Here is a 26,379-nt window from a genome sequence, read left to right on the forward strand (position 1 = left end):
CGCCGCAGGTGTCCGGGGTCGGCCGGGTCCCTGGGGCCTTGACCGGTGGCGCCGGTGGATCAACGTTGCGGGCGAAAGCCATCGGGAACTTTGCCGCCCTGTGGCCGGGCAGGCCGGTGGGCTGCGTCGCACCAGGTCCTCGGGCACAACACGATGACGCAGGACCCCGTCAGTTCACGATCCCCACCGCGGGAGTGCGGGCTCTCGTGGGGTTCCGGGCCGGTCTCGAGGCAGCAGTAGTCGCAATGCACCCCGCCTGATTTCGGATCGGGCGGGAAGGGGCACCGTCACGGGTTCGCCGTCGATCCCAGCGGGCAGGCGGGGCGCCGCGCCGTAGAGCGTGATATCGGGTGCGGACCAGGTGATGGCCGGCCCCGACCGTCCCAGGGTCCCGGGTTGCCGCAGCGCGGCGCGAAGGTGCAGCAGCAGATCAGGCGGCGGGGCGGGCGGGCGCGTGACCACGATTCCACCCAGCGATCCGGTGTCGAGTGCGAAGCGACGACCCAGGTAGCGTGGAGTCGCGATGTGATAAGGGTTGTTGGACACCAACAGCACTTGGGGTAATTCGATCGTTCCCGCGGGAGTGTCCACATTGCCTTCGACCCATTGCTCGCCCTTGAGGTAGTTGGGGGCGATCGATGCGAGAGTGCGTAGTTTGGCCTCCCGGTACCCGGGCTCCAACAGCGCGTCGGCATAGGCGCCGAATGAGACATTGTTGATAAACACGCGCCCGCCGATCACCCCAAGGTCGACGCGTGCGGGATCGCCGTCGCGCAGAGCGTTCAACGCCGACGCCGGATTCTTGATGTCCAGGCCCAGATCCCGGGCAAAGTGGTTGCGTGTGCCCGCTGGGACCACAACCAACGGCAGGCCCGCGTCCGCGGCGACGGAAGCGACAGCCGACACCGTTCCGTCGCCCCCGGCCACTGCCAAAACCTCCGTTCCCTCCGCCACCGCCAACCTGGCCAGAGACGCCGCATCGTGATCGGCATCGGTCACTTGCACCCGCGCCCCGATGTGTTCGGCCTTCTCAATCAAGTGGAAGTGCGCCGGTTTGCCGCTGCCGGAGTGTGGATTCATCACGACCGTCGCCTTCGGGCGGGCACCGCGGCCGACGCCGCCCGTCACCGCGGCCACCCCGGGCGACGCGTGTTATACGCACTCGTGCGAATCCGCGGACAGGCGACTCCCGTGGCGGCGACGTGCAGTGAAGCCCGGGTCACCGGAACAACCTCCGCAACAGTGGAGACAAGGCGAATGCGGACGCCGCGTGATCCGATGGAAAGGCCGTCGACACGGGGTGGCGTGCCCGACGCAATGCCGGGGCCTGGCCACGCCCGGGTCGCCGGCGACGGGGAAGCGGCTTGGGGACCACGTTCGTCACCGCCGATGCCAGTCCGATGGCCGCTACGCCCTGGGCCGCCCCGCCGCCCCGCACCGCCTTCCACGGGCGCGAGCACGGCGGCGGGGGCCAACTGGGCAGCGAGTGGTGCGCACGGGACAACCTCACTTGCCACCGGTCAAAGAGCGGCGTGGGAGTACCGGCGCCGGCGTCGAAATCGGCCTGGTCCACGGCATGCAGTTCAGCTCGCACCTCCGTTGTTGGCTCGCGGCTGGGTTCGCCGCGCAGAGGGTTCGCTGTCCTCGCCCGCCGCCTCGCGGGAGTCACAGTCTGCTTGGACTCCTACTGCGCGGTGGTCGACATGCGCCGCTTTTCTGCTGGAACGATCCGGGCAACGCATCGTCGTCATCCGCCGGCCTTGAGCTTGTCGGCGGCGTCGCGAGCGATGATCGCCTCAAGCACCGTGTACTCCGCCTCCTCGATGGCGGCCATGGCATGGGCAACTGCGAACTCGGCATCGGACTCGGCCAAGTCGGCCTGCTTCGCAGCTTGCTTGACGTCCATCTCGTGGCGCTTTTCGCCGATGTTGGAGCGGATCTGCTGAACGTGCCTGTCCCACGACTCCTGGACATCACGCCACCATGAAGCGGCGTCGGTCTTCGTCTGCTCGATCTTCTGCCGCAGCTCCTGACTGCGCTCCTCTGCTGAGGTCCGGGCGCGGGCGACATCTTCCTCCACAGTGGCCCGCTGGGTGGTCGTGGCGCTGTGGATCTTGTCTTCAATCTCCTTGGCTTCGTCTTCAACCTCTTTGGCCTTGGCAGACATGGTCGCCAGCGCGTCTGATACAGCCATCTCCTCCTCCAATACAGTGAATTGTTCTCGGCGCGAACCTGCCACGCCGGACAGGGCTGTGGCCGCTGGACAACAACGCCAGGCAGCAGGCGTGTAGGCACATAGGGCCCAGAAGTCCCGCGCACCAGCGCAGCCACGACGGGCACTCTGGACCCAGGGTCCCGGTTCGGCCCGATCTCCAGCGGTCGTCGGCGTGCAGTCGTTCAAGCGTGGATCTGGCCGCGCGCTCGACAAGGATCGGCAGGTATGCGTGGATCCGCGCTTGGTCGAAACGAGATCGCTCACGCGCAATCGGTCCTCGCACCACCGACGGGTCAAGCGCGGTGTAGTCGCGCGCGAGTCGGGTCTCCAGATGCGCGAACTGAATATCCAGTTGCTCGGACGCGGTCGCGTCCATCGTGTGGTCGTGCACGGTCGCCTCCAGCCCGTTGAGCACAGAGCTCTCTGGTCGACGTAGACCCATTGCACGACACTCGCGTGAACGCTAGGTAAACGAAGTTGGCTTCATCATGGGCCGCAGTACGAGCGTCGACCCTGCGCGAGCGCCGCGCACCCTGTGACCAGCCAAGCTTCGCGGCGCAACGTGAAAACTGCGACACCGCGGAACAGCGATGAACGTCGACAACCACCTCGTCTGGCGCACGGTTTGCGCCCCCGACAGTGGGGTGCCGCGGAGGTCCAGCACGTGGCCCGCGACGTGACCGAGGAGTCCTCCGAGGCCGCTATCGGCGGTCTCTCGGCCTCAGCGGACCTTCCTTTGACGTACAGGATTCGGGCCGATCAGGGGCCGCGTCTGCGGCGGATACCTCCCACGGCGTTGACGGTGGCGGGAACACCCGCTCCGTCGACGGCTGGCCCCCCACCCGGCAAGACCCGGGGTTGGTTGCTACCGTTCCCGCGCCTCCGGCGGGCACCCTCCCCCTCAGCTCCGGAGGCCCGGCCCACCGATTCCGCCGACGGGTAGACGGTGGTGGCGTCGCAACCGGCAGAATTCACGGGTTGACGGTGTCGAGCACTTGACCGGACCGCGTGCTCAAGGAATGCGGCATCGACGGTGGCGAACCCAGCAAGCTGCCGGCGCCAATGGGGCCCGGTATGTGCGGGTTGGGAGTTTCGCGCCGGTCGTTGTATGCCGTACGGCTGTTGACAACGATGATGTTTGCGTCGGTGATTCTGCGCTGACACAAAGTGTTCACGAGGGTGGTTCTTTTCGGGTGCTCTGCTGGTGAGGTGCGATGTCAACGCCCCCGGCGACTCGGCCCGGGGAGGCATTCCGGAGGCGTCGCATGCGTGTCCTCGTTCGCTCGGTCACCGCGGTGTGGGCCGTTGTCGCGCTCGTCGGCGGTGGTGTGATCGTCACCGCTGGCGTGGCTGAGGCCGCGACCTGTTCTCGCTCGTTCCTGCCGCTGCCCGACTCGAGTTGCACGCCAGGCAGCTACAACTCGGCCGTCACCCAGTCCACCATCCACACCACCATCTGCGTCTCGGGCTGGACCGCCACCGTGCGCCCGTCCACGACCTACACCAACGCGCTCAAAGTCCAGGGCATCGCCGACTACGGCTACAGCGACACCAACCTCGCCGACTACGAAGAAGACCACCTCGTCCCCCTCGAACTCGGCGGCGCTCCGAAGGACCCCGGCAACCTGTGGCCCGAGCCTTACTCGGGCACCAAGACCGCCTACACCAAGGACGGCACCGAGACCAAGCTGAAGAACGCCGTCTGCGCCGGCACCATTACCCTGTCTGCGGCCCGCTCCGCGATCAAGAGCAACTGGACCACAGCCCTGCAGGTCACCGGCATCGGCTAGACACTCCGCAGCACCCCGGCTCCCGAACGCGACGGGCCCGCGGTCTCACCGCAGGCCTGTCGCTTCGGACACCATGCTGGACACCCGCCACCGGATTCGTCTTCGGCACCAGCTGACCGTTTTGTGCGGGCCGCCTGCGCGTACCGTTGGGCGCCTGAGGACGGGAGTCCGGCTATGTCCGCAAGAAGCACCCTTCAGTACCGCGTCTTCATCTCCGCGCCGCTCCCAATCCACGCCCTGCCTCCAGCGGCCGGGACGCAACCGCAGTGGTCGCCGCTGTCTCACACCCTTGTCTTCGGCCCCACCGAGGCCGCGCTGGTCGACCCACCCCTCACCCTCGCGCAGGCGAGGTCACTGGCCGATTGGGTCGAGGCGTTCGGCAAACGCCTCGCTCACATCTACATCACCCACTGGCACGCCGACCACTGGCTCTCCACCGGAGAGCTCGCCCGCCGCTTCCCGGGCGTGACAGTTCACGCAAGCGCGGCCACGGTCGACCGGATGGTCAAGAACACCCCGGACGGCGTCCCGGCCGGAACGTGGGCGCAGTGGTTCCCCGGACAGCTCCCCGCAAACCCGATCCCGGTCCTAGCGCGCCCTGTCCCCGCCGGCGGCTTCACCGTGGACGGACACACACTGGTCGCAGTCGACGCCGGCCACAGCGACACCGACGACACGACAGTCCTACATGCACCGTCCATCGGTCTGGTCGCCGCGGGCGACGTCGTCTACAACAACGTTCACCAGTACCTCGCCGAAACCACCGGCGGAGGCATGGAAGCCTGGCACCGGGCGCTGGACGTGGTGGAATCACTGCGCGCCGTCAACGTCGTCGCCGGCCACAAGGACCCAGCCCGCGATGACTCCCCCACCAACATCGGCAACACCCACGCCTACCTCGACCACGCGGCCAACCTGCTCGCGACCCAACCGACGCGCGCCGAGTTCTACGCCGGCATGGTCAAGCTCTACCCCGAACGCATCAACCCTTACACCGTCTGGCTCTCCGCCAGTCGCTTGCTGAACGATCGGTGAGGTCGGTCTCGATGGCCCCAGCGGCATCCGATCCGCACAGCACACCCCCCGAACCGCTCGGCCTCACACCGTCGCCTCGCGGCGACTTCGAAGTATCGGCCGCGTACGTCGGCGACGTCGCAGTTTCCGGAACGAGTGAAGTCTGCCGCAGCGTGACACCGTGCGATCCTCAGCCACACGGACTGCTCAGAGCGTCGAGCGTGAGGCAGCACGTGCCCACCATCGCACCCGATCAGCGCGACCCAATGATCGTCGACGAGGATCGGCCCCGGTCCGCATACGTCAGCTGACGACGGTGCACTCGCGTTCGACGCGGAGCCACCGACACTGAATCGCACCCCCGACGCCCCTTATTTAACCGGACACGTGGGGGTGGAACCGTTGCCGGGATTGCCGGCGGGTTGGGCTTCACCCATCTCGAAGCATGCGAGAGCATTGTATTCGTGCAGGACAGGTTCACCGATGCTCCGACGCCTCGGTCGATCAACGATCTTGCGTACGACTCCGCCTGGGATGTGGCTCGGAGTTCGACCACGCGCCAGTGGGTGGTTGCCGAGCGCGACTTCGACCACCACGGTCGGCACGTCACAATCGGCCTGACGCCTGTCCGTGAAGATCTCGTCGCGCTGATCGTCTGGGTCGATGGACGCGTAGTGCACCACGAGCGAGGTACCGAAAACGCAGTCTGCGAAGCGGTACACCAATGGACGGAAGCTGAATTTTTCGGCACTGTGCTCGCTAGCCAGACTGAAATCGCTAGTGCCCACCGGCCGCTGAAGCGGGCGGCGGGCGAGCGGCCGACAATGGCCGGCCAACCCGAGGTAGCCGGCGCCCACCAAGCGCTAGAGGAACGCAAGCCACCAACGGCGCGTACGGCCCAAACCTGAGGCTGCACCGCAACAACTGCCTTCCGCGGCAGGGCAAGTCTGCCGAGTGTAAGGCGAGGTCTCCGACCCGCGGAGAACGCCCCGCGCGGCGACGAAAGAGCCCGAGCAAGCCAGCACGTCGAAACGCGGCAAGTATCCCCGTGCGGCTGCTCGAAACGTTCGGCGTGGTCGGCGCGATCGCCGAGCTCATCGCCGCAGCCGTGGTCGGTACCGCCGTCGCCCCAGGGCCGCGCTCGTGGACTTCCGGCGAGAGCGTCCATCTTGAGGTGCGCGGCCTGAACAAGCCGAGGCACGCGACGGCCGCACAGGCATTGGCGCACTGCCTCTCTCCCGTCGTCTGCAGTGGCAAGCTGGACCGGCACTATCGGATCAGGGACCGCAGAGCTTGGTGCTGAGGCGGAAAGAGCCTGCGCACAATCGTGCACGGGTCATCCCTGAAGGGTGGTCCGCGTCAGCCCACCGCATGTCAAGCTGCCAAGTCGCCTTCACCTGCGGTTCAGGGGGTTATTGTGGCAACGACTGCTGAACACGGAACCGATGCCATCCGTCCGTTCTCGGTGGCCGTCCCGCGCGAGGCATTCGATGACCTGCGACGTCGCCTTACCGCGACCCGGTGGCCGAGCCGGGAACTCGTCAGGGACCGTTCCCAGGGCGTGCAGTTGGCGGTGCTGCAGGCGGTTTGCAGCTACTGGGAGGACGGGTACGACGTGGGCCGCGTCGAGGCGCGGCTGAACGCGCTGCCGCAGTTCACCACCGAGATCGACGGTGTGCAGATCCACTTCCTGCACGTGCGGTCACGGCACGACGCGTTGCCGCTGATCATGACGCACGGCTGGCCCGGCTCCGTCATGGAGCTGCTCGATTCAATCGACCCGCTCACCGACCCAACCAATCACAGCGGCCTCGCCCAGGACGCATTCCACGTCGTGCTCCCGTCCCTGCCCGGCTACGGCTTCTCCGCCGAGCCGGGCGAACTCGGCTGGGACCTCGGCCGCACCGCGCGCGCCTGGACCGAGCTGATGCGCCGCCTCGGCTACACCCGCTTCGTGGCGCAGGGCGGCGACGTCGGCGCCGGCGTCACCGACGCGATGGGCCGCCAGGCACCCGAGGGCCTGGTGGGCATCCACACCAACCTGCTCGTACCCGCGCTGAACGACCCCGCCGCCCTGCCCGCGGAAACCGAGCAGGAACGAGCGGCGCAGGCGGCGATCACCACGTTCCAGACCAGCGGCAACGGCTACTTCGTCGAACAAGCCACCCGGCCCCAGACCATCGGCTACGCGCTCCTGGACTCACCCGCGGCCCTCGCCGCCTGGATGCTCGACCACGACACCGACGCCTACCACAAGATCGCCCGGGCCTTCCTCGACGGGCAGCCCACCGGCAACCTGACCCCCGACCACGTCCTGGACAACATCACCACGTACTGGCTCACTGGCACCGGGGCCTCCGCCGCCCGGTCGTACTGGGAGGCCTACGGGCCCGACGCACCCGCCGCCCAGAACCCACCGCCGCCACCCCCGGTCCGGGTCCCGGTCGGGTTCACCACGTTCCCCGGCGAAATCTGGCAGACCCCGCACAGCTGGGCCGAACAGGCCTACCCCACCCTCAACTACTTCCACGAGGCGCAGCGGGGCGGTCACTTCGCCGCGTGGGAAGAACCCCAGCTGTTCGCGGCCGAGCTGCGGGCCGCGTTCCAACCGCTGCGAGCAGGCACGACCGCGGAGCCGAGCCGTTGACCCCCGCGACTACCACCCTGACGAGCGCCGAGTCACGGTTGGCTGCGGCGGGTCTGCGTTCGCACACCGGCCGGCACCGCGCCCAGCGTCGAGGAGACGTCGGCGCTACAAACCTCGTGCGCGGTGATCGACCGGTCGCGGGGCGAGGCTCAATCGCCGCACAGCCAGCCGTACTTGCCGAGTCGTGGCCGGAGGGCGCGATCGACGCTCCATAGGGCGTTGCCCGGCGCGGCCAGCAGGGCGAGGGCAGCGATGATGTACCCGATCGACGGGCCGATGTCGGTAGCGCCTGCCGCGAACCATGGGAGGCCGAACGCTTCCGCCGCGGACCAGATCCCGAACGAGTACACGGCGCTCCCGACATAGACCACATTGGACAGTGTGCCGGTGAGGAGGCCGACCGCGATGAGCGTTTCGACAATGGCCGTCCCGACGCCCAGTCCCGCGGGCGCCACGGCCCCGATGTACTGCCACAGGTCGATCCACTGGCGGATGACGGGAGTGGTGACCTGGTCGTGGATGCCGAACTGGTGCGCGAACACCTGGCCCCGCAGGAACTCAGGCCGCCACTTGAAGGAGGCGTCGATCGCCCACACCACCCCGAACACGATCCGCAGCACGCAGGCCAGCCGGCGACGGCCGGAGGACGCAGCCGCGGGCTGGTGCAGCTTCTGGTACTCCCGGGGCGCCGCGTCCGTTCCGGTTTCTTCCGCGAAACCCCGACGACCGGCCCCGCCGTCGCGGGCGTGCGGTTCTTCGTGCGTCACCGCCGCTCACCCTCTCGACGCCCGCACCACACCCCCGCCGGTATGCCGAAGGACCACCTCAGCGACGGGTGGGCTCGTTGTGACGAGGTATTTGTGTTGGAAAGGCCGCATCCTCGCCATCCTCCATGGCCACCATCCCGGTGTGTAGCGCCGTGCCGCCGGGCCCGGCCGCGGCTGAGCACCGATCGGTGCGCTCTGGCATGAGGCTCGATGTGGCCGAGCAGGTGGTCAGCGGCGACACAGGGCCACTCGGCGGCGGTCAGGGCAGTGTTGAAAAAGGGTGAGAAACGACCGACGCCTTACGGCGGTGGTGGCGCGCTCCGGACAGCGAGCAGATCCGGGCCGTTGATTCCGGTCAAGCCGCAGCGGCATACCAGGGTCACGCCCCTTGCCGTGGCGCCGGCGAGCAAACGGACGACCCGCTCTTGACTACTGATCCGGCTTCGCGCGCACGACGGACACTCGATGCCGGTATCGGCCCAGTTCAAAGGCGCGGTCCGCGCGCGCCTCGACCGCCACACCGGGCTCGACAGGCCAGAAGGTGAAGTCTTCGGCCCCGGGGAGACCGGCGAGAACCCCGGAGGCTCGCTGAGGCCCGCCTTTGGCGAGGCGGAGCCGACCGGACAGCGACCCGAGCGCAGTCCGCGACAGGGGCGCCGACAGGCCGACCGCGCGTACCCGCCCGCGCCGGTCGGTCTGGCCGAGCACCAGCGCGGTTGGCCGGGTGGGGCTGCCGGTCACGCCGAGCACGAGCGCGTCGACGTCGTCGTAGTGGCGGACCTTGACCCATCCGGCGCGGCCCCCGCGCAGCGGGTAGCGGCTGGCCAGTGGCTTCGCGACCGTCCCCTCGATGCCGACGGCCGCCTGCTCGGCGCTGATCCACGCCTGGCCCTGGGTGCGGTCGAGGGTCGAGAGCATCAGTTGCACGCCAGCGTTGCCGGCGCCGACCACGGCGGCGAGCCGCTCGCGCCGGCGCGACAGGGGCCACAGCCGCAGGTCGCGGCCGCGGGCGCCGAGCAGGTCGAACGCCACGTACACCACGGCGATGCCCTCGGCGCGGCGCCGGGCCGGGCCGTAGCCCAGCGCCGCGAACTCCAGCCGACCCTGCCGGTAGGCGCACAGCTCACCGTCGAACACCACCCGACCCAGCGCGGCCGCCGACTCGAGGACCCCGGGGAACCGGTCGGTCAGGTCGCTGCCGGTGCGCGACTGCAGCACCCCACCCGGCACGTGCGCCACGCACCGCCACCCATCCAGCTTCGGCGAGTACTCGTACCCGCCGGTGGGCAGCACCGCGGCCGGCTCGACCACGGCGAGCCGCAGCGGCAGGTCCGGCACGGGCATGTGTCCATCATCAACCCGCTGACCAGCAACGCAGGCCGTAAACTCGCTCGCGTGTTCGAAGATCGTCGCCCGCCTGGCGAGTACGGCAGCGCGGACCTCCCGGTGCGACCGGCGCTGCGGCATGAGCTGAACCCGGACGGGACACTTACCGTCCACCCGCCGCAGCACTGCCCGCGCCGGCACGCCGTGACCGACTCGGGCACGTTCTCGTGGGTCGCGGCGCTGCGCCTGCACTCGCTGCTCTGCCACCGCTGCCGCGACGACGGCCACGCCGATCACCAGTGGGCCCTCATCGACCCCGCCTACGAACAGACCGATGCGGAGGAGGCCACGGGGGCGGGGCTGGAACTGGTCGCCGTCCCACCGGACGAAGCCGCCGGACCCGGCCGGATCGAGCTGCACCTGGACGGCCACCCCGTCGGCGCGGCCACGCTCGCGGTATGCACCGCGGACCGCCTCGGGGTGCTCGAGCACGTCCAGGTCGACGGCCAGGTCCGGCGCCGCGGCTACGGGCGGGTCCTCGCGCTCGCCGCGTTCTCCCGCCTGGACTGGTTCACCGACGTGCCGGACTGGATGCGCGGTGACCATCGGGTGCGGGCGCTGCGCGCGGTGCAACGCGGCGTCGGGTACAGATGGACCACCACCCTGATCGAAGACACCCCGGAAGCGCGGGGGTTCGCCGAATGGCTACCGCTGCCCAAAGTGGGCGAACCGCGCTACTGCCAGCACATGCTCGACGCGGCCGCGCGGCTCACGCCGTAGGCAGGGCCACTGCACCGAATTCGGCCGGTTCGGCAGTCCGCCTAGCGTTTCGCACAAAGGCCCAACCTCAGACGTCCCGGTGCTGGTCAGACTGACCTCGCTGTCGTATCCAATGCCTCACGTGGACGGTCCAGACGTCGTTTCGCACATCGTGGATCCCATTGACCAGGCAACGTGACGGCCTCGTAGCTTGACGCGATCGCGGAGCTTCGGCGCCCGAGACGTGTCATCTGCTCGCGTCTCGAATGAGAGCTAGCCACACCGAGCGCGGACGCTAGCCTGCTCGGCGACGCGACGGACCAAACACGTAACGGCTAAGCGGTCGCCCGAGAGGCTCAGCGGGATTTTCTCGCGACACAGTTTCGCGAGCAGGTGTTAACCACATTTTCCGACGTCAGAAGCGCAGGCGGCAGCGTTTGTCCCCAGCACGTCCACACTCCTCGACCGCAGCTCACAACACTTGTCCACAAACTATCCACAGGACGGTCAACACCCGGAATTGCGCTCGCCCGTCCGGGTGACCCACGATGACGCCGGACCGACCCGAGCCACAAGCCCCGGCAAGTCCACCCCCGTCCCGACGCGCGCCGGCCGCGCCGGGACAACCCGCCTCAGACCACGAGGCCTTCTCGTTGTGAGGAGAGACTTGACCACCCCGAGCAAGAACCGAAGAAGGCGCCGCACCAGGGGTAACGGCCCTGGCCGGCGCCATTCCGTCGAACTGCGCATGCAGTACCTCAAGCTGCTGATCGTGCTCATCTCGCTGATCAGCCCGATAGTGCAGCACTACTACCTGCGCTAGCAGTATCGCCGCCGGGTGGGCATTCGAGCAACGTTCGGCAGCCCACCCGGCGAGCATGCTCGATCGTTGCGAGACCAGATCGGCGAACGCGTCGCGATCACTGGTGAGGCAGCAGTTCGGGTGTCCAGCGGAGTATTCGGTCGGCCGCCGATCGAGTACTCCCTACCGTCCCGGGACTGGTCCGTCGAGGTTGAGGTAGAAGCCTCGGTCGGGAGGTTTACTAGTCGCCTTCGGCCCCGGCTACACCGGCTACGAACGGATTACTGACGGAAGGGCAATAGGTGAACCTTCACGCATGGATACCGGTGGAACCTCGCCGCCAACCCCGAGGTCTACAATGATTGATCATTTCGTCGAGGGGACCGATTCGGTGGGGAAGTACGGTTACAGGTTCTACACCTTCAGCGTGCATCGCGCGCGAGCAAAAGAGGCGCCGCTGCCGCTTGGCGAGCTACTAGGTGAGAGCACAGTTGCACAAGGGACGGACGCATTCCGCCGTGACGGAGTTGTCGCACTTTACGGCGTCCTCAACGGCCTGAAGGACAAGCGGGTAGACGAGAAGAACAAGCACGTCACCGTGACGTCGGTCGAACCCGTCGGTCGATCGATCAGGTTCAAAGTCGATCTTGGTACCAGCGGTACAAACTCGACGTTCACGGACCCTGCAGCTATGAACGGGAGCCCGGTGTTCATGCGCGCCGAGCGCCACATCGAAAGCAACGAACGGCGGGCGCTGATCGTTGCTGGCTCCAAGTCGACGGTCGGGCTTCTCGCCCTGGAGTCGCAGTCTGGCGCAACAGGTACTTCCCAACTCATTCCGTTGCTGAAACGCAGTTTCCGAGCTCACACACAACTCGTGATCGACTTCGACGCAGTCGTTCACGAAGAAGCCCTCCGCGCTTTCCTCGACCAAGCGCACATCGGTGCCGTCACGCTCCGCCGAAGCGGACTCCCGTCTGACATTGCAGATCAGCTTGAGGTTCCGGCGAAAGACGCCCCCTTCGGGCGGCTGGAGATGAAGATCAGCAAGGGCAGGATCCCCGAGCTCACGAGGACCCTGACGGAGAAGTTTCGGACAAATAGCCAGGCTCGGCAGCGACTGCTGTCCGTAGGCGACCTGGCTTTCGACGAGTTGAACGTCAAGATGGAGGTCGGCGGCCGGAGCACCACGCTCTCGATCGCCGCCGAGCGCATGCCGTCGTTTGTCTACGAACTACGCGGCCGGGACCGCGTCGACGACGAAGACTTCTACGCGCAGGTCAACGGCATGGTCCACGAGGTAGCGGGCGCGTTTGGCGCTCTTGTCGGTGCCGACTGGCAGACTGGTGACTGGTCTGAGGAAAGCCGGAAAACAGCCCTTGAGCTGCCGACGCAGGAGGCACCGGATGGTCCGGAGGTGGACGAGAGCTAGCAGCAAGTTCTCGAGCCTGAGCCTGCTCGTCGATCACTACGAGACGCTGCGGGACCATGAGACTGGGCGGGCCCGCCTACGCGACTACGCCGTGTTCGTTGGCATACCCGCGGCCCTGGGCGGGCTGGTCTGGCTCCGGGGCGCTCATGCCGCGCACGTACCGGAAGTCCTGGCCGCAGTGGCGATCTTGACCGGCCTGATCTTCAACGTGTTCGTGCTGCTCTTCGACCTGACGATGCGCGCCACGGACCGTACGGACCCCGCGTATCTCGACACCGTGACCAGGTTGGTCGACGAGCTCAGGGCGAACATCTCATACGCGGTCCTGCTCGGTCTGGTGCTCACGTCTCTGCTCGGCGGCCTCGCGCTCTTCACTGACACCAGCCAAGCGCTGACGACGCCCGTCAGCGCGCTCGTCGTGGCCCTGGCCTCCCAGATGCTTCTTACGGTTTCCATGATCCTCAAGCGGATCCGAGCGCTCTACCGTGCCTTCAAAAGGGTTGGGCCTGAACGGATCCCGTGACACATCGTGCAGTACGGCCGTACTCCCCTCACGAGTGAACTAGACGGCACACGAAAGCCGGGCTGCGGCAACCCAAAGGTCCTGCAGCCCGGCCGGAACAGCGCTTCAGTGTGTCGAATTGACGTCCTCGGCGCTGATCGTTTCGACGAGGGCGGAGATGAGGATTTCGGCGGCGGGTGGGGTGACGGCGTTGCCGTAGCCGCGGACGCGGTCGCGGTTGGAGCCTTTGACCTTGTAGTCTTTGGCGAAGCCCATGCTGGCGGCGATTTCGTGCGGGGCGAGCATCCGGAAGGTGCACTGCTCGACCGCGGCGCGGCCGGTGGGCCAGCCGACGAGTGATTGGTGTCCGGCGGTGGTGATAGTGCGGACGGCCACGCCGGAGACTCGGCGGCTGGCTGGCTGATCAGTGCCGTGAGGGCATCGGCCAGCTCGGCCCGGTCGGCGTGCAGGATCGCCAGGAACGCGGCGTTCGCTTCGTCGTCGCCGAGGTTGGGCTCTTCGTGCTGGAGTTCTTCGTGAAGCTCTTCGCGGGTTTCCAGGACGGCTTCGGCGTAGGTGAAGTGCGGGTTGGTGTACCTGTCGCGGTACCAAGTCGGTGGCGTGCGTGATCGCGGTGGTGAGGTCCATGACGTTGGCTCCGTGGCTGGTCACTGGTGGTTGTGCTCGTAGGCGAACAGCTGTTCCTGGCCTTCGACCGGGCCCCAGCCGGCGAGCTTGGTCTCGGCACCGGCAGCGCTGGCCGGGCGCTTCCCGCGATCGCGTGCGGCTTTGGTCTGGGCCTTGGCATGGCGCCACTGCTCGGCGGTCATGCCGTGTCGCTTGGCCATTTCCTCGTCGGTGGGCTTGTTCTTGCGCACCATGGGTGATCTCCCGTTCGTGGACTGGATTCCCGCGTGAGTGGGTGGTTTTCTTCGCTGCCCGACAGGGCGGGCGTCGGCTTCGGCCGTCGCCCTTATCGGCGCCCCGCGCGGCCCCAGAGGCTCGCGATCAAGGGATCAGGCCGAAAAGTTTTGAAGCCACGCGCTTTTTGTGGGTTCAAAAGTTTTCGGGCCCCTTGATCGTGAGTGGGGGCCGTGCTAAGCCGGGCTGCGAAGCTCGAAGACACAGGCCGCGCTTGCGCGGCACCTTGTTCCGCCCGCAGAGGGCGGTCTCAGTGGAAGCGACCGGACATCGCCGTGCCGGCCCCATTCGGGCTGGTGTTTTTGTCGGTGCCCCGTGTCACGCTGGGGGTATGGAGCTGACTGGACGCGATTTCGACAAGATCCCGCCGCGCAATCTGCATGTGCCGGTGGTCGACTTCGCGCGTCTGTGGCTCGCGGCCGAGCAGCGCTACGACGCCGAACGCAGCTGGGCCGCGCTCGGCGTCGTCGACGTGTGCCGCTGGCTGGCCTGCGCCACCGTCCGGCTGGAGACCGGCCGCACGTTCCTTGCGTACGCGCCAGTGACCGAGCGCACCGGATTGGCGCACGAGGAGACGATCCAGGCCGAGTGCGTCGCGGCGGAAGTATTGCTGTTCCGCCGCCCGGTGCCGGCGTGGCTGGCCGAGCGCCCGGGTTGGCTCGAGTCGATCGTGCTCGCCCTGGGGTGGGCGTGGCAGCGCAGCGGCACAGCGCCGATGGAAGTCCCGGCCCATATCCCAGGCTGAGCGTTCATCGCGTGTAGACCTCGCCGTCGTCGACCGCCGCGGTAGTGGCGGCGTCGTCAGTGTGGCGCCGGTACATCTCCGCCGACTGCGCTTCCTCGTCCGCGTGGCGGGCCTCGACCGCCTGGCGGGCTTCGATCTCCCGCAGCGCGCGCTGCGCCTGCTCGATCGATTCGGCCGTTTCCTCGGCAGAAGGAACCCGCACCTCCTCCGAGTCAACCAGCGACTCCTCCTCGGCGGCGACGTCGCGAACGTCGTCGACCTCGGTCTCAACCATCGGCGCGCACGCGCCGTCGGCCGCGTCGTCGTCGGCGACGGTGTACACGTCGGCGGCGCGCTGCTCGACGACGTCGGTGAGGTCGTGCTCCTCGGTGACGTCGCGGTGGACGTCCTCGACGGCCATGTGCTCGCGGTGTGCGGCGAGCCATTCCGCGGTGGTCACTTCCTCGACCGGGTCGGTGTCGACGTTGCGCCCGGACAGCTCGATCCCGGCCCGCTCGGCCGCGGCCCGGGTTTCGGCCGTGTGGGCATACCACGCCGCCCGCGCGTCGTCGGCGGCCTCCAGCTCGGCAGCGCGCCCGGTGAGCACGTCGGCGAGCGCGTCGGCCTCACCGGCTTCTTGCAGCAGTCGTTCCCGCTCGCTGTCGTCGGTGGCGGCGTCGGCTTCGGCGCGGCGCAGCGCGGCTTCGCGGCGGCGGGCGTCGATGCTCTGGTGGGTACCGGCGAGTTCGTTGGCGACGAACTCCGGGCCCCACGCCTTTTCCCGCTCCCACGCCCGCATCCGCACGAGCAGTTGCCCGTCGGACATCTCCAGCTCGTCGCGCCCGGACTCCGGGCGGCCCAGCGCCCGCCAGGCCGAGCGCCACGATGCGTAGGCCTCGATCTGCCCTGCCTTCGGCGCTGCCCCCAGCGCCGTCTCCGGGTCCTCGTGCCCGGTCAGCTCCCGGTAGGCGGCGACCGCCCCAGCCTGCTTGATCCACTCCTTGTGCAGGTTCGGGTCGTCGGGCACCGGCCCGAACGCTTCCAGCGCCCACTGCTCGGGTTCCTCGGCCAGGGCTTGGCCGAGGTCGTGCTGGCGGGCGTCGGCGGCGTCGGCGAGGATGTGTAGGTAGGCGGCCCACTGCGGGTCCTCGACCTGCGGAATACGGTCGGCGTAGGAGTCCCCGACCGGGTCCAAGGTGACGGACTCGGCGATGCGGTGGTGCAGCACGTTCGTCAGCTGCCGCGCCCCCGACAGCGGGCGTGCGGTGACCGCGTCGGCCAGCACCTGGCGTGGGTCGTGCCCGGCCAGCTCGGCCCGGCGCAACAGCCGCGCCAGTGTCGGCCCGCCGTCCTCGGCGGCGATCCGGGCCCGCTGGTTCTCCGTCAGCACGCCGTCGTCGACCAGCGCGTCCAGCCACCGCGCGGTGCGGCCCGCGGTCGCGAGCTCGGTGGCGTCGGCCAGCAGTTCGGCCGGGGTGCGGATCGCCTCGGCTTCCGCGGCGGACTCGGTCGCCTCGGCCAGTGCCGAGCGCTGGGGGCCGGTGCCGGTGAATGCGGCGGCGAGTACCGCGGACGGGTTGCGGTGCACCGCCTGCAGCGCCGCCCCGTCGGGCGCGTCGGCCGGCACGGCGGTGGTCGTGACGTGGGCGGTGTTGCCGTGGCGTCCGCGGGTGAGCCCGACGTAGAGGGCTTCGTGCCCGGTCGACTCGGTCACCACCGAGTGGGCGGTGTCCACGGTGAGGCCTTGTGCGCTGTGGACGGTGGAGGCGTAGCCGAGAGTCATGTGCGCCTCGACGTAGGTGGCGGGCAGGGTGATCCGGTCCCCCAGCACTTCCCCGACGCCGTCTTCGCGGCCGAGGACGTGGGCGACGATGAGGCTGCCGTCCTCGCGGGCGTCGAGGACGCGGTACTGCTTGCGGTTGATCGGCACCTCCCGGTTGCCCTCCACTCCGGCGAGGTTCCAGCCGTTGTAGCGGGCCTGGACCAAGTCGCCGACGCCGGCGTAGGTGCCCTGTTTGCCCAACGGGACCCCGGTCTCGGCGACCTTGCCGAGCCGCACGAGTTCGCGGCGCAGCTCGGCGCACAGGTGCGCGGCCTGCTCGTTGGTGTCCACGATCAGGATCGAGTGCTTCCCGGCGAGGGTGTCCCCGAGCCAGGCCTTCGCGGCGGCGGCTTCGGCCTGCTCGCGGGTTCCGCCGTCGAGGATCCGCCCGTGCTTGTGGTAGTCGCCGAGCACGGTTTCGTCGCCGTCGCGCAGCCGCAACGACGCGGCGCGTTCCCACTCCGCCGTAAAACGGCGGACCTCGGTCAGCTCGTACGCGGCGCCCGCCTCAGCCATCAGCTCCATGCCACCGCCGGCGCCGACGGCGGCGAGCTGGCGGTGATCGCCGGTGAGCAGCAGTTTCGCCCCGGCTTGGGCGACGTGGTGGTGGATGCGGGCCAGGTCTGCGGTGTTGGCCATCGCCGACTCGTCCACTACGACCAGGTCGCCAGGGTTGAGCTGCCACTCCAGGTGCTCGGGGTGGGTCGAGCCGTCGCCGAGCTTGGCCTGCGCGGACAGCCACCGCGCGATGTTGCGGGCGGTCAAACCTTCCCCGGCGAGCACGTCGGTCGCGACCTGGCTCGACGCGAGACCGACGACACGCCGCTGCGAGCCCTCCCACAACGCCGGGTCCTGCCACGCCTTGGCCAGGGCGCCGACCACAAAGGACTTCCCTGTGCCGGCCGGTCCGACCAGTGACTCCACGGCCGCACCGGAGGCGAGCACACCGCGCAAGGCCGCGGCCTGGTCGGCGCCGAGGACCATGCCGGTGTCGGCCAGTGCTGCCACGAAGCTGTCGACGGCGGACACGTCCAGTGCCGGGGCGCCGCCGCGGGCGGTCGCCGCGGCCAGCGCCCGTTCGGTGTGGATGTGCTCGGGGGTGGCGTAGAGCTTGCGGCCCGGAGCCTCGTAGGCCGACTGGCCGTTGGCCAGCTTCAGCTCGTCGGGTAGCACCGCGACGCCGGGGCGGTCGGTGGCCAGCGGCGTCGCCAGCTTCAGCCCCTCCGTGGTGAGCGTGTCCAGCAGGCGGGTCACCTCGGCGCCGTCGAGATCGCCCAGCTGATCCGGCAACGCGTCGCTGATCGCGCGCGTGAGGTCCGGTGCCGTCCACCCGGCCTTCGTCGACTGGACATCGGCCAGCGCGGTCTTGAGCACCGCCTCCGGCGACCACGACACCGCCTCACGCGGCTCGTGGGTCAGCGCCAGGACGTCGCGGGCGACGCCGGCCAGACCGTCGGCGACCTCGGCCCGCAGCTCCCGGTCCCACCGCTCCAGCCGTTCCTCGGTGGTTTCGCCGTCGTGGGACTTGGCCTTGCGGGTCGCGAAGGTGGCCTGGCGCTGCAGCCGGTCCAGCTCCAGCGAGTTCGGCTCCCGCCCGAACTTCGCTTCGAACTGCTCGACCAGGGCGGCGGTTTTCTTCGTGATCGCGCGCCGGCGCGAGGCGAACAAGTCCATCACCCGCTGATCGATGCCGACCACCTCGCGGGCCTTGCCGTCCGGCCGCGCCGCGAACCGCACCCCCAGGGCCTTGGCCAGGTGTTCCTCGGTGGTGCGCTCCCCCACCGCGGCGGCGGCGCCGCGGTGGGCGTAGAGGGCGCGGCCGTCGAGGGTGCGCCACTGCCCGTCGCTGCCTTGCACGCGGTTGAGGATTGCGTTGTGGATGTGCAGTTGCGGGTCGTGGTTGCGCGAGTCGTGCTGGAAAAACGACGCCACGACAAGGTCGTGGGCGTCGATGAACCGCCCGGCAGCGCCGCCGTGGTGCCCGACCCGCGAATAGCCGGCGTGCTCGGCCAGATAGTCCAACGACGCCCGGTTCCCGGCCCAGATCGCGTCCTCCACCGCGTCGCGGTGCGCCCGCCACGACGCCGCCACCGCGGCCGCGTCATCGCGCTGACGCGCCAGTTCCGCCAACTCAGCCGGGTCCGCGCCCGCCGACCCGGCCGCCGCGGCCAATGCGTCCGAGAGGCGTTCAGCCGTCCGTTCAGCCGCAACTTGCTGCGCCTCGAACGCGGTGTGCAGGACCGTCACCGACTTCTGAACGCTGAACGTGGCGTCCAAAAAGGCCACGTTCTTCCGCGCCGCCTTCCCCGCCTCCAGCCGAAGTTCAGTCCGGCGTTCAGCCGTCGCGTTCGGCTCGGCATCCAACGCGGCGGCGTACAACTCGTCCTCCGTCGGATACTTACGGCCCGTGTGACCCAGAGTGGACGCCTCACCCCACCGGGCCGGATCCTTGAACGCCTCGTCGCGGGGGTCGATGAACTGTTCGTAGACCGCTCGCATGTCCTGCTCGTCGACCAACCCCGTCAGGCCCAGTTTCTCGGCGCCGGCGCCGTACCAGCGGCCCGGCGGCTCGCCGGCCGCGACCGCGTCGGTGTAGTAGTTCTCGCGGCCCTTGGCGACCTCGTCGGTGAGGTACTTGACCGAGTAACCGTTCGACACCGTCAGCATTCCGCACCCCCACACAAGATCAACTCACGGATTTCAAGATCACCAACGCGGGGCGCGTTCCCGGGCGCCCGCCAGGGCGCACCGGCCCAACAGATCGTGATGCATAGGTGTGCATCGTTCTTCGGCTTTGTCCTTGAGCTGGGAATCGTGGTGCGTGACTGAGTCTTGGTCTTCCTGAGTGGCTTCCTGATGACTGACGTGGTGATGTGGGGTGCTGGGTTCATGAGTTGGCCTGCTGGGTGTCGAGTTCGGTGATCACGTGCAGGGGTGCGGGCTGTTGCCGAAGTTCCTGCAGGGCGGTTCCGGCGGTGCCTCGCGAGACATCGGCGGACTTCATGAGTTCGTCGACCGTGGGCAGGGTGCCGGTGCGGGCCTGGTGCTTGCGCGCCTCCGCGCGCGCCCGGTCCTTCTTCGGCGAGGACGCCACCGCGGCCGGACGCTCCGGCTTCGCGGGCACCTCGACGGCCTCGCGCTCGCCCGGCGACTGGACGCCCGGGGACGGCTCGGCTGTACGTCCACCCGGGACCGGGGGCATGGACGTGTTCAACGCCTCCGGTTGTACGGGGCCCGGTTGGACGGACGGTGACTGAACGGCGGAACGCTGGACACGGTCCGGCTGAGCGAGCGGAGCGGACGGCGGGACTCGGTCCGCGACCGCGACCGCGGCGCCCGGCACCGGCACGGTGCTCTCGTCCACTGCCGCGTCGACGTCCGTACGGCGGGCGGTGGCGAGCATGAACAACAGGTGCGCCACGATCGCCGCCGCGAGCGCCGGCCACGCGCCGACCCCGAACCGCAGCAGACCGGAAGTCGCCGGCATCGCCTCCCCCGCGGCCGGGTCAAGAGCGGCGCCGACGCCGCCGGCGAGGTAACTCGCCTGGGCCAGCCCCGACAGCCCGGCAGCGAGGATGACCACCGCCCACGCATACCGGCGGCCGTGATCCTGCAGTCGAGAGGTGGCCGCGTAGGCGACGATCGCCAGCCCGTCGGTGATCAGCGGGTAAATCCAGGCGATCCCGCCCGGCACGCCCGACGCGACGGCGACCTCGAACAGGCCGTGTGCCGTGGCCGCGGCTGCGCCCAGGGCCACCAGTAGGCCGGGCACGAACACCGCCAGCGTCGCCCACCGCGACGTCTTCTGGGTCGTGTCCTGCGTGCTCATGCCTGCTCCCACCCTTCGGTGCTCTCGTGTGTCTCGTCCTCGGCGCTCCAGCGGGCCAGCCGCTGCGCGCGCTCGGCGTCCTCACCGGTGACCTCGACGCGGTGCGACGCGTCGGCGGCCTCCTCGACCGCCTGCCCGCATTGCTCGACCGCCTCGGCGAGCGGCGTCGGCTCCGGCTCGGCGGGCACCCGCGCCCAGAACTCGGCGACCATTGGATTTGCGCTGCGGACGCTCGGCCACGTGTCGTCGTCGACCGGATCGAGGAAGTCCTCGAAGGCGTCGAAGGCGTCGTCAACCTCTGATTCCCCGACGTACCAGCCGGCGAAGGTGTCGTCCTCCATGTCCTCGCCGACGCAGTGGGCGTGTGTCTCGTCAGGGGCGGGGCCCCCACGGCGCAGCACGCCGGACTGGTTGACAACCATCGGCTCGGCCATCCCGGTGTAGGGACGTCGACCTTCCGCGCCGTTGTCGACGGCAAGCTGCTCCAGCTCGGCTTCCTCGGCCGTGAGGTAATCGGGCTCGTAGTCGTCGGGCACGACCAGGACGGGAGTCGCCGGGAGGTTGCGAGCGATCCAGCTACCCGGCTCGGGTTCGCGCTCGGGCACGAGGGAGGACGCCGGCGGGTTCCACCGCCAGTCCGCGTCGTTCACGGTCCAGTCCACTCCCGCCGCTGCGGCGCCGGTCGACCCGGCTGAATCGTGTACGTCGTCGTGATACAGCGCCACCATGGCGTTGGCCGGCACATCGACCCATCCGTTCGACCCGTCGCTCAGCGCCAACGGCACCGTGACGACCCCGTCGTGCTCAACCGCGAAGTCGTCCGCAACATAAATCGCGCCGTCCCACTCGAACCGATCCCCCTCGTGCAGGAACCGCGCAGCCAGGGAGTGCAAGGCCGCGTACACCTCTGTTTCGAGCCCGTCTGGCTCGTACGCCCTGCCGCTCATCGCCGGACACCCCCTCGGCGCTGGCGGGCCGCGGCCTGCGCTGCGGCCAGCTGCTCGGCGGTCGGCACCGGCGCCGGGTTGTCGCGGTCCTCGGCCCACCACAGGGCGATGGGGGCCAGGCCTTCGCCCATCGGCACGCTTGGTGCCGGCCGGTGCGCGGGGCCGTCGTGCTCGTGGTTTTCCAGCGAGCAGCCGCCGGCACTGGACTTGATGCGCCGCACCACACCCGGGCGGTAGCGGTCGTGCCAGTCCGCGGCACGGGCGACGGTGGCGTCCTCGTCGCGGTAGGCCGCGTGCCACGCCGCGGCCAACCACACCAGCTCCTCGACGACGTCGGGGTGCCACATCCAGCACTCCGGCAACACACCGGCGCCGTCGGGATAGCGCAGGAAGACCTGGCGCAGCCACACCGTCAACTCGGTCAGCATCGTCTGCGCGCGGTCGAGGTCCGCCGGGAGGTCCAGCCACGACCACGACGGCACCTCCGACTCGGCGCCGGCGAGCTGCGCGGCGATCGCGCGGACGGTGCGCGCCAGCGTGGAGACCTTCTCCGGCATCGCTGTCAGCGGCTCCACCTTGGCCCGCAGCTCGCCGACCTGGTCCTCGAACTGCGTGCGCAGGCCCTCGACCTCGCGGGCCAGCCCCCACACCGCACGCACCGTGCTGTCCGGCCCCGAACCATTGGCGCCGCCCGGGCTCGAGGGGCCGATACCCGTAGACGTGGCGTTGTTGTTGTCGGTGCTCATGTCAAGCTCCCAGAGGTGTCCGGAGGCAGCCGAAGGGCGAGCGGCCCATCACGGCGGCCGCGCCAGCGAGCGCGTCGGGTAGGACGGTCCGGCGAGGTTCATCGCGGGTCACCCGGTCGATCGGGGCCTCGTTCAACGGCTCGAGGGGGGTGAGACGCTGTCTGCCGTGTTGACGGTGCGTATGAACGACGTCGCGGCCAGAGCACTCGGGACGAGTGGGAACGGTGCGTTCATACCACCGGCCGAGCTCGCGCCCATGCTGCGTGAGACTCTCAATGAAGGTGTCGTTCGGCGCGGCGAGGTCCTGCTGTTCGCGGGCTACTCGGGCTGGGCTGATGAGCCCCCAGGCCGGTTTTCGGACCTGACAGGCTGGGAGTGCTTTGTCAGCAGCTTCCATCTTGAGGACGCAGTGCCGGTCAAGGTCAGATCGTCGGCGGACGGCGAGCCGGTGATCTCCGAGGAAGACCAAGCACTGATGCTCCGGCACGGGCTTGGCTTCGCCTTGGAAGTGGTCCGGCTGGTGAACGGGCTCGACGAGCCGGTGGCAGTGCGTTGCATCATCGCCACGAACACGACGAACGGGACGTTCAGATTCCATCGGGCCAGGCCGGGAGAGCCGTCGTGGCAGGCCACTAATGACCTTGATTCCTACGCCCGCGAATGGCCCGCCCAAAAGCTGATCGTGGTCGACAGCGGGCCAGCCAGCCTCGGCGGCACGCCATGGTGACAGCTGTGTCACCAGCGCTGCCGAGGTCTCGTTACCAATGGTCCTCATCGGGGATCACCACCTTCGACGTCACCGACGAGGAAGGCGTGGGCCAGCCATGAGCGGGCCAGCTCGAGGTGGCCGCTGTAGTCAAGGCGGTAGCGGCGCAGGCGGGCGGCCTGTACGAGGTAGGCCACGGTGGTGAGCACAACTTCTCCCGGGATCTCGCGGCGGGCCTGCCGCACCGCCCGGACCAGCCCGAACAGCACTGCCACCGCAGCGAGGTATCCATCGGGGTCGAGGTCGTGTTCCGCGTGGCGCAGGATCGAAGCGTGCAGCTCGACCAGCGCCGCCACGGTGCTCGGAGCCTGGTCGAACAGGCCGCGCAGCACCGTCAGGTAGAGATCCTGGTCAGCAGCGAAGGTGTGGCATTCGTCGAGTTCGTCGAACTTCCAATTGATCGTCGCGAACATCATCGGGTGGCCTTCTTTCGAGATCTGGGGGTGCGGGCCGCGGCGAGACGGGCCCGGTGCTGGGCTTCGGCGGCCGGGCTGGTCAGCGCGTCGTGCAGCGCCCACGCCGGCTCCGTCGGAACCGGATCGGGTCGGCCGCCTTCTCGGGCCGTGTTCACAGCGCCACCCCCGGGAACTCGGTCGTGTCCGACCAGTCCAGGTGCTGCGACTCGGCTCCACGCGCCACGATTCGATAGACGCGGTCGAGGAGGATGTCGACGTCATCGCGGCGCAGCACCACGGCGGCTGACCCGTCCGGGCTGCACAGACCGAGCACGACCAGGTCCCCACGCGCGGTGACCTTCACGTCGCCCTCGCCGGCCTTCCCGTGGATCAGGCCATCAGCCAGCAGGTCCCGGCTGATCACCCACTCCAGGCCGGGCTGGACCGTGTCGAATCCGAAGGTGATCGCGTACGGTTCGCTCGCGTCGTAGCCGGCGGAGATCAGGCCGTGCCCGGCACGCTCCATCAGCGCGGGCAGCTGCATCGTGAACGCGGTCATCGCCCTTCCCCTTCCGACTCGTCGTCAGCGGTGTGCTCGCTGCCGGGGGTGGTGGAGAATTCGGCGTCCAGCTCGGCATCCAGCCGCGCCAGCGATTCCTCGTCGTCCAGCCGGGTTGCCGTCGCGTGTACCGGCCGCCACGCGCCCCCGTCCTCGGTGGTGGTGTCCGTGCCGGGCTTGGCGGTGCGCTCCTGCATCCGTGCCAGCCACGGCTCGACCTTGTCGGCCAGGGCGTCGACGAACGCGGCGACGCGGATCGCCCACTCGTCGCGGCGCTGCAGCCAGCGTTCGATCCGGGCGGCGTTGCGCTCGGCGCGGGCGGCGGCCTTGACGTCGCGGCGTTTCCACGCCATCTGCAGCTTCCCGACGGCGGCGGGCATACCTCGGCGGATGACCACCGCGTGCATCGCGGGCAACTGGGAGATCTGCCCGGGCGAGAGCACCGGTACCTTGCGCAGCGAGCGGCCGGTGACGTTCCCGTCGGCGTCCTCAGTGTCGATCTGCTCGTCGCGGTCGGCCGTCAGCATCGAGTAGGCGTTGAGGTCGTCCGGGTCGCGCGAGCCACCGAGAATCAGCACGGTCGCCGAGTTCGTCATGATCGACCCCGCACCGGTGGTCCCCCACCGCTGGATGAGCTGAGCGCGGGACTGGGCTCCGATGTGGATGGTCACGTTGCGGCCACCCATGTCCGCGGTCCACTTGTCCAGCGGGATCGGACAGATCAGGGCGGCCTCGTCCAGCACTAGCGTCAGCGCCGGGTCCAGCCGGCCACCGGCCTGCTCCGATGCGATCCGCCGCGCCTCCCGGGCGATGTGCGCGGTCAGCGCCGCCACCAACGGGGCGGTGTGACCTTCCTCGGCGCCGAGCATGTAGACGGTGCCGTGCTCGGCCAGCAGTTGCGCCACGTCGAAGCTGCCGCCCTCAGCCGCCGCCGAGGCCGTCGGATCGGTCAGCCAGCCCAACGCCGGCATCACGGTCGTGGTGATCGAGGAACGGGTGCGTTCATTCGTGGTCAGGAACTGGCGGGCGTCCTGCTCGAACGCCGGTTCCGGCGAGCGGCGCAACAGCCGCAGAACCTCATCCGTCGAACTCTCCGGGTCGGCGACCCAGCCGAGCACGTCCCGCATCGACAGCTCGCCCAGCGCCGCGGCGTGCAGCAGCGCCGCCAGCGCCCGCGAGGCCTGCGACACCCAGTACTCGCGCTCCGCGTCGCTGCCGGCGGCCGGCAGCAGGTCGCTCGCCCGGTGCGTTGCGGTCACCGGCGAGGCGCAACCCGCCAGTGGATCGAACGTGATCGTCGAGTCGAGCTTGCCCAACCCACTCGGGTTGAACACATACACCGGGCCCCGGCCCCGCCGCACCGCGGCGGTCAGGTCGATCAGGTCCGTCCGGGTGCTGGTCGCGATCACCGCGCCCGGCGCGTCCAGGATCCGGCCGCCCAGCTCCCCCGTCTTCCCGGTGCGAGGACCACCTACTCGCAGCGTCACGTCCTCCACCGGCGACCAGATCCACTGCCAGCCCACCCGAGCCAGCCGTGTCGCGTACTCCGTCACCGGCGTCCGCCACCGACGCCACCACGAGACCTGCCGCAGGCTCGGCTTCAACGACTTCGCCTTCCGGCGCATCGCGAACCGCGACGCCACCCGCCAGATCTGCCACCGCGACGCCACACCGTCATTCCGACGCGAACGACGCGACCACCGCCCGATCAGGCCACGCGAACCACCCCGGCCCCGCAGCATCACCGCCACGCCGATCGCCAGCACTGGCGCACCCAGCAGGCCCCACGGCCACACGTCATAGCCCGGCGTCGCCGCCGGCACCCAGCCGAAAAACCACACCGACAGGCCCACCAGACCGCTGGCCACCACCGACGCCCGGGCCAGGTTGCCCCGCGTCAACTCCACCAGGCGGAAGGTCGCCATCGCGACGCCCGCCACCACAAACCACGGCCAGATCACCGCGAGCTTCGCGTGCACACCGCTCAACGCGACACCCACGGTGATCAACACTGTCGCCACCAAAACCGCACCGAACGTACGCATCAGGCCGCACCCCCCGCGACGACGACCGTGCGCTCGTTCCAACGAGCAGCCCAGTCAGCAACGTCGATGCAGTGGCCGAGCGCGAGCACGTCGTTGACGAGCCGCTCGACGACCACGCGAGGCACGACGTAGCGGCCACCGATTTTCAATCCAGGGAACCTGCCCGAACGCAGGTGGCGATACATCGTCGACTGATCGAGCCGAAACAGGTCAGCCGCTTCGGCAACGTTGTAAAACGTCGGTTCTACCCGTGTTTGCGCAGGTCCATGCGGCATTTCCGCCGACTCCCCTGCCCGCAACGCGCGATCCACGTGAAAGCCCTTCGCCAGCACCACCGGTCCATCCGGTCGGTTTACCCCCTCTAAACTCTG

26 protein-coding genes are annotated in these 26,379 nt (G+C 69.1%); 11 read left to right on the forward strand and 15 right to left on the reverse strand.

The annotated features are described in order from the left end of the window. Positions 1-174: 174 nt before the first annotated feature. From I6J71_RS51515 to I6J71_RS51520, 3 genes are all read right to left on the reverse strand, one after another. A complete protein-coding gene (locus I6J71_RS51515; RefSeq protein WP_370542050.1) occupies positions 175-1,128 on the reverse strand; it encodes a diacylglycerol kinase family protein in 954 nt (317 codons plus the stop codon). 619 nt (positions 1,129-1,747) lie between these two features. Continuing rightward, complete coding sequence (locus I6J71_RS42880; RefSeq protein WP_204092068.1) at positions 1,748-2,194, reverse strand: hypothetical protein; 447 nt, start codon at positions 2,192-2,194, stop codon at positions 1,748-1,750. Then, complete coding sequence (locus I6J71_RS51520; RefSeq protein WP_370542051.1) at positions 2,142-2,657, reverse strand: three-helix bundle dimerization domain-containing protein; 516 nt, start codon at positions 2,655-2,657, stop codon at positions 2,142-2,144. The genes I6J71_RS42880 and I6J71_RS51520 overlap by 53 nt, the downstream gene beginning before the upstream one ends. Positions 2,658-3,480: 823 nt before the next feature. On the opposite strand from I6J71_RS51520, the gene I6J71_RS42885 reads away from it, so the two are divergent. The 5 genes from I6J71_RS42885 to I6J71_RS42905 all read left to right on the forward strand — a co-directional run bounded on the left by I6J71_RS42885 (position 3,481) and on the right by I6J71_RS42905 (position 7,666). Beyond that, positions 3,481-4,005: a hypothetical protein gene (locus tag I6J71_RS42885; protein WP_204092069.1), complete on the forward strand. Its 525-nt coding sequence runs from the start codon at positions 3,481-3,483 to the stop codon at positions 4,003-4,005. A 174-nt stretch (positions 4,006-4,179) separates the two neighbouring features. Then, entirely contained in the window at positions 4,180-5,040 is an 861-nt protein-coding gene (locus I6J71_RS42890; protein WP_204092070.1) for an MBL fold metallo-hydrolase, read from the forward strand. A gap of 443 nt (positions 5,041-5,483) precedes the next feature. Next, the gene (locus I6J71_RS49500; RefSeq protein ID WP_239154234.1) at positions 5,484-5,927 is read left to right on the forward strand and encodes a hypothetical protein; all 444 of its coding nucleotides are present in this window, start codon (positions 5,484-5,486) and stop codon (positions 5,925-5,927) included. Positions 5,928-6,067: 140 nt separating this feature from the next. Next, on the forward strand, positions 6,068-6,322 hold the full coding sequence (locus tag I6J71_RS42900) for a hypothetical protein (RefSeq protein ID WP_204092071.1): 255 nt from the start codon (positions 6,068-6,070) through the stop codon (positions 6,320-6,322). Positions 6,323-6,436: 114 nt separating this feature from the next. Then, a complete protein-coding gene (locus I6J71_RS42905) occupies positions 6,437-7,666 on the forward strand; it encodes an epoxide hydrolase family protein (RefSeq protein ID WP_204092072.1) in 1,230 nt (409 codons plus the stop codon). Between the two features lie 149 nt (positions 7,667-7,815). On the opposite strand, the gene I6J71_RS42910 is transcribed toward I6J71_RS42905, so the two are convergent. Further along, positions 7,816-8,433, reverse strand: a complete 618-nt coding sequence (locus tag I6J71_RS42910; RefSeq protein ID WP_204092073.1) for a hypothetical protein — start codon at positions 8,431-8,433, stop codon at positions 7,816-7,818. A gap of 429 nt (positions 8,434-8,862) precedes the next feature. Continuing rightward, positions 8,863-9,777 carry a hypothetical protein gene (locus I6J71_RS42915; protein ID WP_204092074.1) on the reverse strand — a complete coding sequence of 305 codons (915 nt, stop codon included), beginning with the start codon at positions 9,775-9,777 and terminating at the stop codon, positions 8,863-8,865. Between the two features lie 51 nt (positions 9,778-9,828). On the opposite strand from I6J71_RS42915, the gene I6J71_RS42920 reads away from it, so the two are divergent. The 4 genes from I6J71_RS42920 to I6J71_RS42935 all read left to right on the forward strand — a co-directional run bounded on the left by I6J71_RS42920 (position 9,829) and on the right by I6J71_RS42935 (position 13,275). Next, on the forward strand, positions 9,829-10,539 hold the full coding sequence (locus I6J71_RS42920) for a hypothetical protein (RefSeq protein WP_204092075.1): 711 nt from the start codon (positions 9,829-9,831) through the stop codon (positions 10,537-10,539). 646 nt (positions 10,540-11,185) lie between these two features. Continuing rightward, positions 11,186-11,341 carry a hypothetical protein gene (locus I6J71_RS42925; protein ID WP_204092076.1) on the forward strand — a complete coding sequence of 52 codons (156 nt, stop codon included), beginning with the start codon at positions 11,186-11,188 and terminating at the stop codon, positions 11,339-11,341. A 337-nt stretch (positions 11,342-11,678) separates the two neighbouring features. After that, complete coding sequence (locus tag I6J71_RS42930; protein ID WP_204092077.1) at positions 11,679-12,752, forward strand: hypothetical protein; 1,074 nt, start codon at positions 11,679-11,681, stop codon at positions 12,750-12,752. Further along, positions 12,727-13,275, forward strand: a complete 549-nt coding sequence (locus I6J71_RS42935; protein ID WP_204092078.1) for a hypothetical protein — start codon at positions 12,727-12,729, stop codon at positions 13,273-13,275. The genes I6J71_RS42930 and I6J71_RS42935 overlap by 26 nt, the downstream gene beginning before the upstream one ends. Before the next feature lie 105 nt (positions 13,276-13,380). Here the strand turns inward: I6J71_RS42935 and I6J71_RS49505 are convergent, their stop codons facing one another. Together I6J71_RS49505 and I6J71_RS42945 are read right to left on the reverse strand one after the other, a co-directional pair. Then, positions 13,381-13,650, reverse strand: coding sequence for a DNA cytosine methyltransferase (locus I6J71_RS49505; RefSeq protein ID WP_239154235.1), 270 nt, complete (start codon positions 13,648-13,650; stop codon positions 13,381-13,383). Positions 13,651-13,922: 272 nt separating this feature from the next. After that, complete coding sequence (locus tag I6J71_RS42945) at positions 13,923-14,135, reverse strand: hypothetical protein (protein WP_204092080.1); 213 nt, start codon at positions 14,133-14,135, stop codon at positions 13,923-13,925. A 371-nt stretch (positions 14,136-14,506) separates the two neighbouring features. Between I6J71_RS42945 and I6J71_RS42950 the strand changes: the two genes are divergently transcribed. After that, positions 14,507-14,920: a hypothetical protein gene (locus I6J71_RS42950; RefSeq protein ID WP_204092081.1), complete on the forward strand. Its 414-nt coding sequence runs from the start codon at positions 14,507-14,509 to the stop codon at positions 14,918-14,920. Positions 14,921-14,924: 4 nt separating this feature from the next. Here I6J71_RS42950 and mobF read toward each other — a convergent pair whose 3' ends face one another. From mobF to I6J71_RS42970, 4 genes are all read right to left on the reverse strand, one after another. After that, on the reverse strand, positions 14,925-19,388 hold the full coding sequence (gene mobF / locus I6J71_RS42955; RefSeq protein WP_204092082.1) for a MobF family relaxase: 4,464 nt from the start codon (positions 19,386-19,388) through the stop codon (positions 14,925-14,927). 220 nt (positions 19,389-19,608) lie between these two features. Next, on the reverse strand, positions 19,609-20,550 hold the full coding sequence (locus I6J71_RS42960) for a DUF2637 domain-containing protein (protein WP_204092083.1): 942 nt from the start codon (positions 20,548-20,550) through the stop codon (positions 19,609-19,611). Continuing rightward, the gene (locus tag I6J71_RS42965; RefSeq protein ID WP_204092084.1) at positions 20,547-21,497 is read right to left on the reverse strand and encodes a hypothetical protein; all 951 of its coding nucleotides are present in this window, start codon (positions 21,495-21,497) and stop codon (positions 20,547-20,549) included. The genes I6J71_RS42960 and I6J71_RS42965 overlap by 4 nt, the downstream gene beginning before the upstream one ends. Further along, entirely contained in the window at positions 21,494-22,243 is a 750-nt protein-coding gene (locus I6J71_RS42970; protein WP_239154236.1) for a hypothetical protein, read from the reverse strand. Before I6J71_RS42970 ends, I6J71_RS42965 begins: the two co-directional genes overlap by 4 nt. 256 nt (positions 22,244-22,499) lie before the next feature. Between I6J71_RS42970 and I6J71_RS42975 the strand changes: the two genes are divergently transcribed. Then, complete coding sequence (locus I6J71_RS42975; protein ID WP_239154237.1) at positions 22,500-22,970, forward strand: hypothetical protein; 471 nt, start codon at positions 22,500-22,502, stop codon at positions 22,968-22,970. Between the two features lie 44 nt (positions 22,971-23,014). Here the strand turns inward: I6J71_RS42975 and I6J71_RS42980 are convergent, their stop codons facing one another. From I6J71_RS42980 to I6J71_RS42995, 4 genes are all read right to left on the reverse strand, one after another. After that, positions 23,015-23,425, reverse strand: coding sequence for a hypothetical protein (locus I6J71_RS42980; RefSeq protein ID WP_204092085.1), 411 nt, complete (start codon positions 23,423-23,425; stop codon positions 23,015-23,017). Positions 23,426-23,576: 151 nt separating this feature from the next. After that, complete coding sequence (locus I6J71_RS42985) at positions 23,577-23,963, reverse strand: SsgA family sporulation/cell division regulator (RefSeq protein ID WP_204092086.1); 387 nt, start codon at positions 23,961-23,963, stop codon at positions 23,577-23,579. Beyond that, positions 23,960-25,975: a type IV secretory system conjugative DNA transfer family protein gene (locus I6J71_RS42990; RefSeq protein ID WP_204092087.1), complete on the reverse strand. Its 2,016-nt coding sequence runs from the start codon at positions 25,973-25,975 to the stop codon at positions 23,960-23,962. Before I6J71_RS42990 ends, I6J71_RS42985 begins: the two co-directional genes overlap by 4 nt. Before the next feature lie 32 nt (positions 25,976-26,007). After that, positions 26,008-26,343 carry a helix-turn-helix domain-containing protein gene (locus I6J71_RS42995; protein ID WP_204092088.1) on the reverse strand — a complete coding sequence of 112 codons (336 nt, stop codon included), beginning with the start codon at positions 26,341-26,343 and terminating at the stop codon, positions 26,008-26,010. Between the last annotated feature and the right edge of the window lie 36 nt (positions 26,344-26,379).

It is taken from the genome of Amycolatopsis sp. FDAARGOS 1241, assembly GCF_016889705.1.
GTDB lineage: Bacteria > Actinomycetota > Actinomycetes > Mycobacteriales > Pseudonocardiaceae > Amycolatopsis.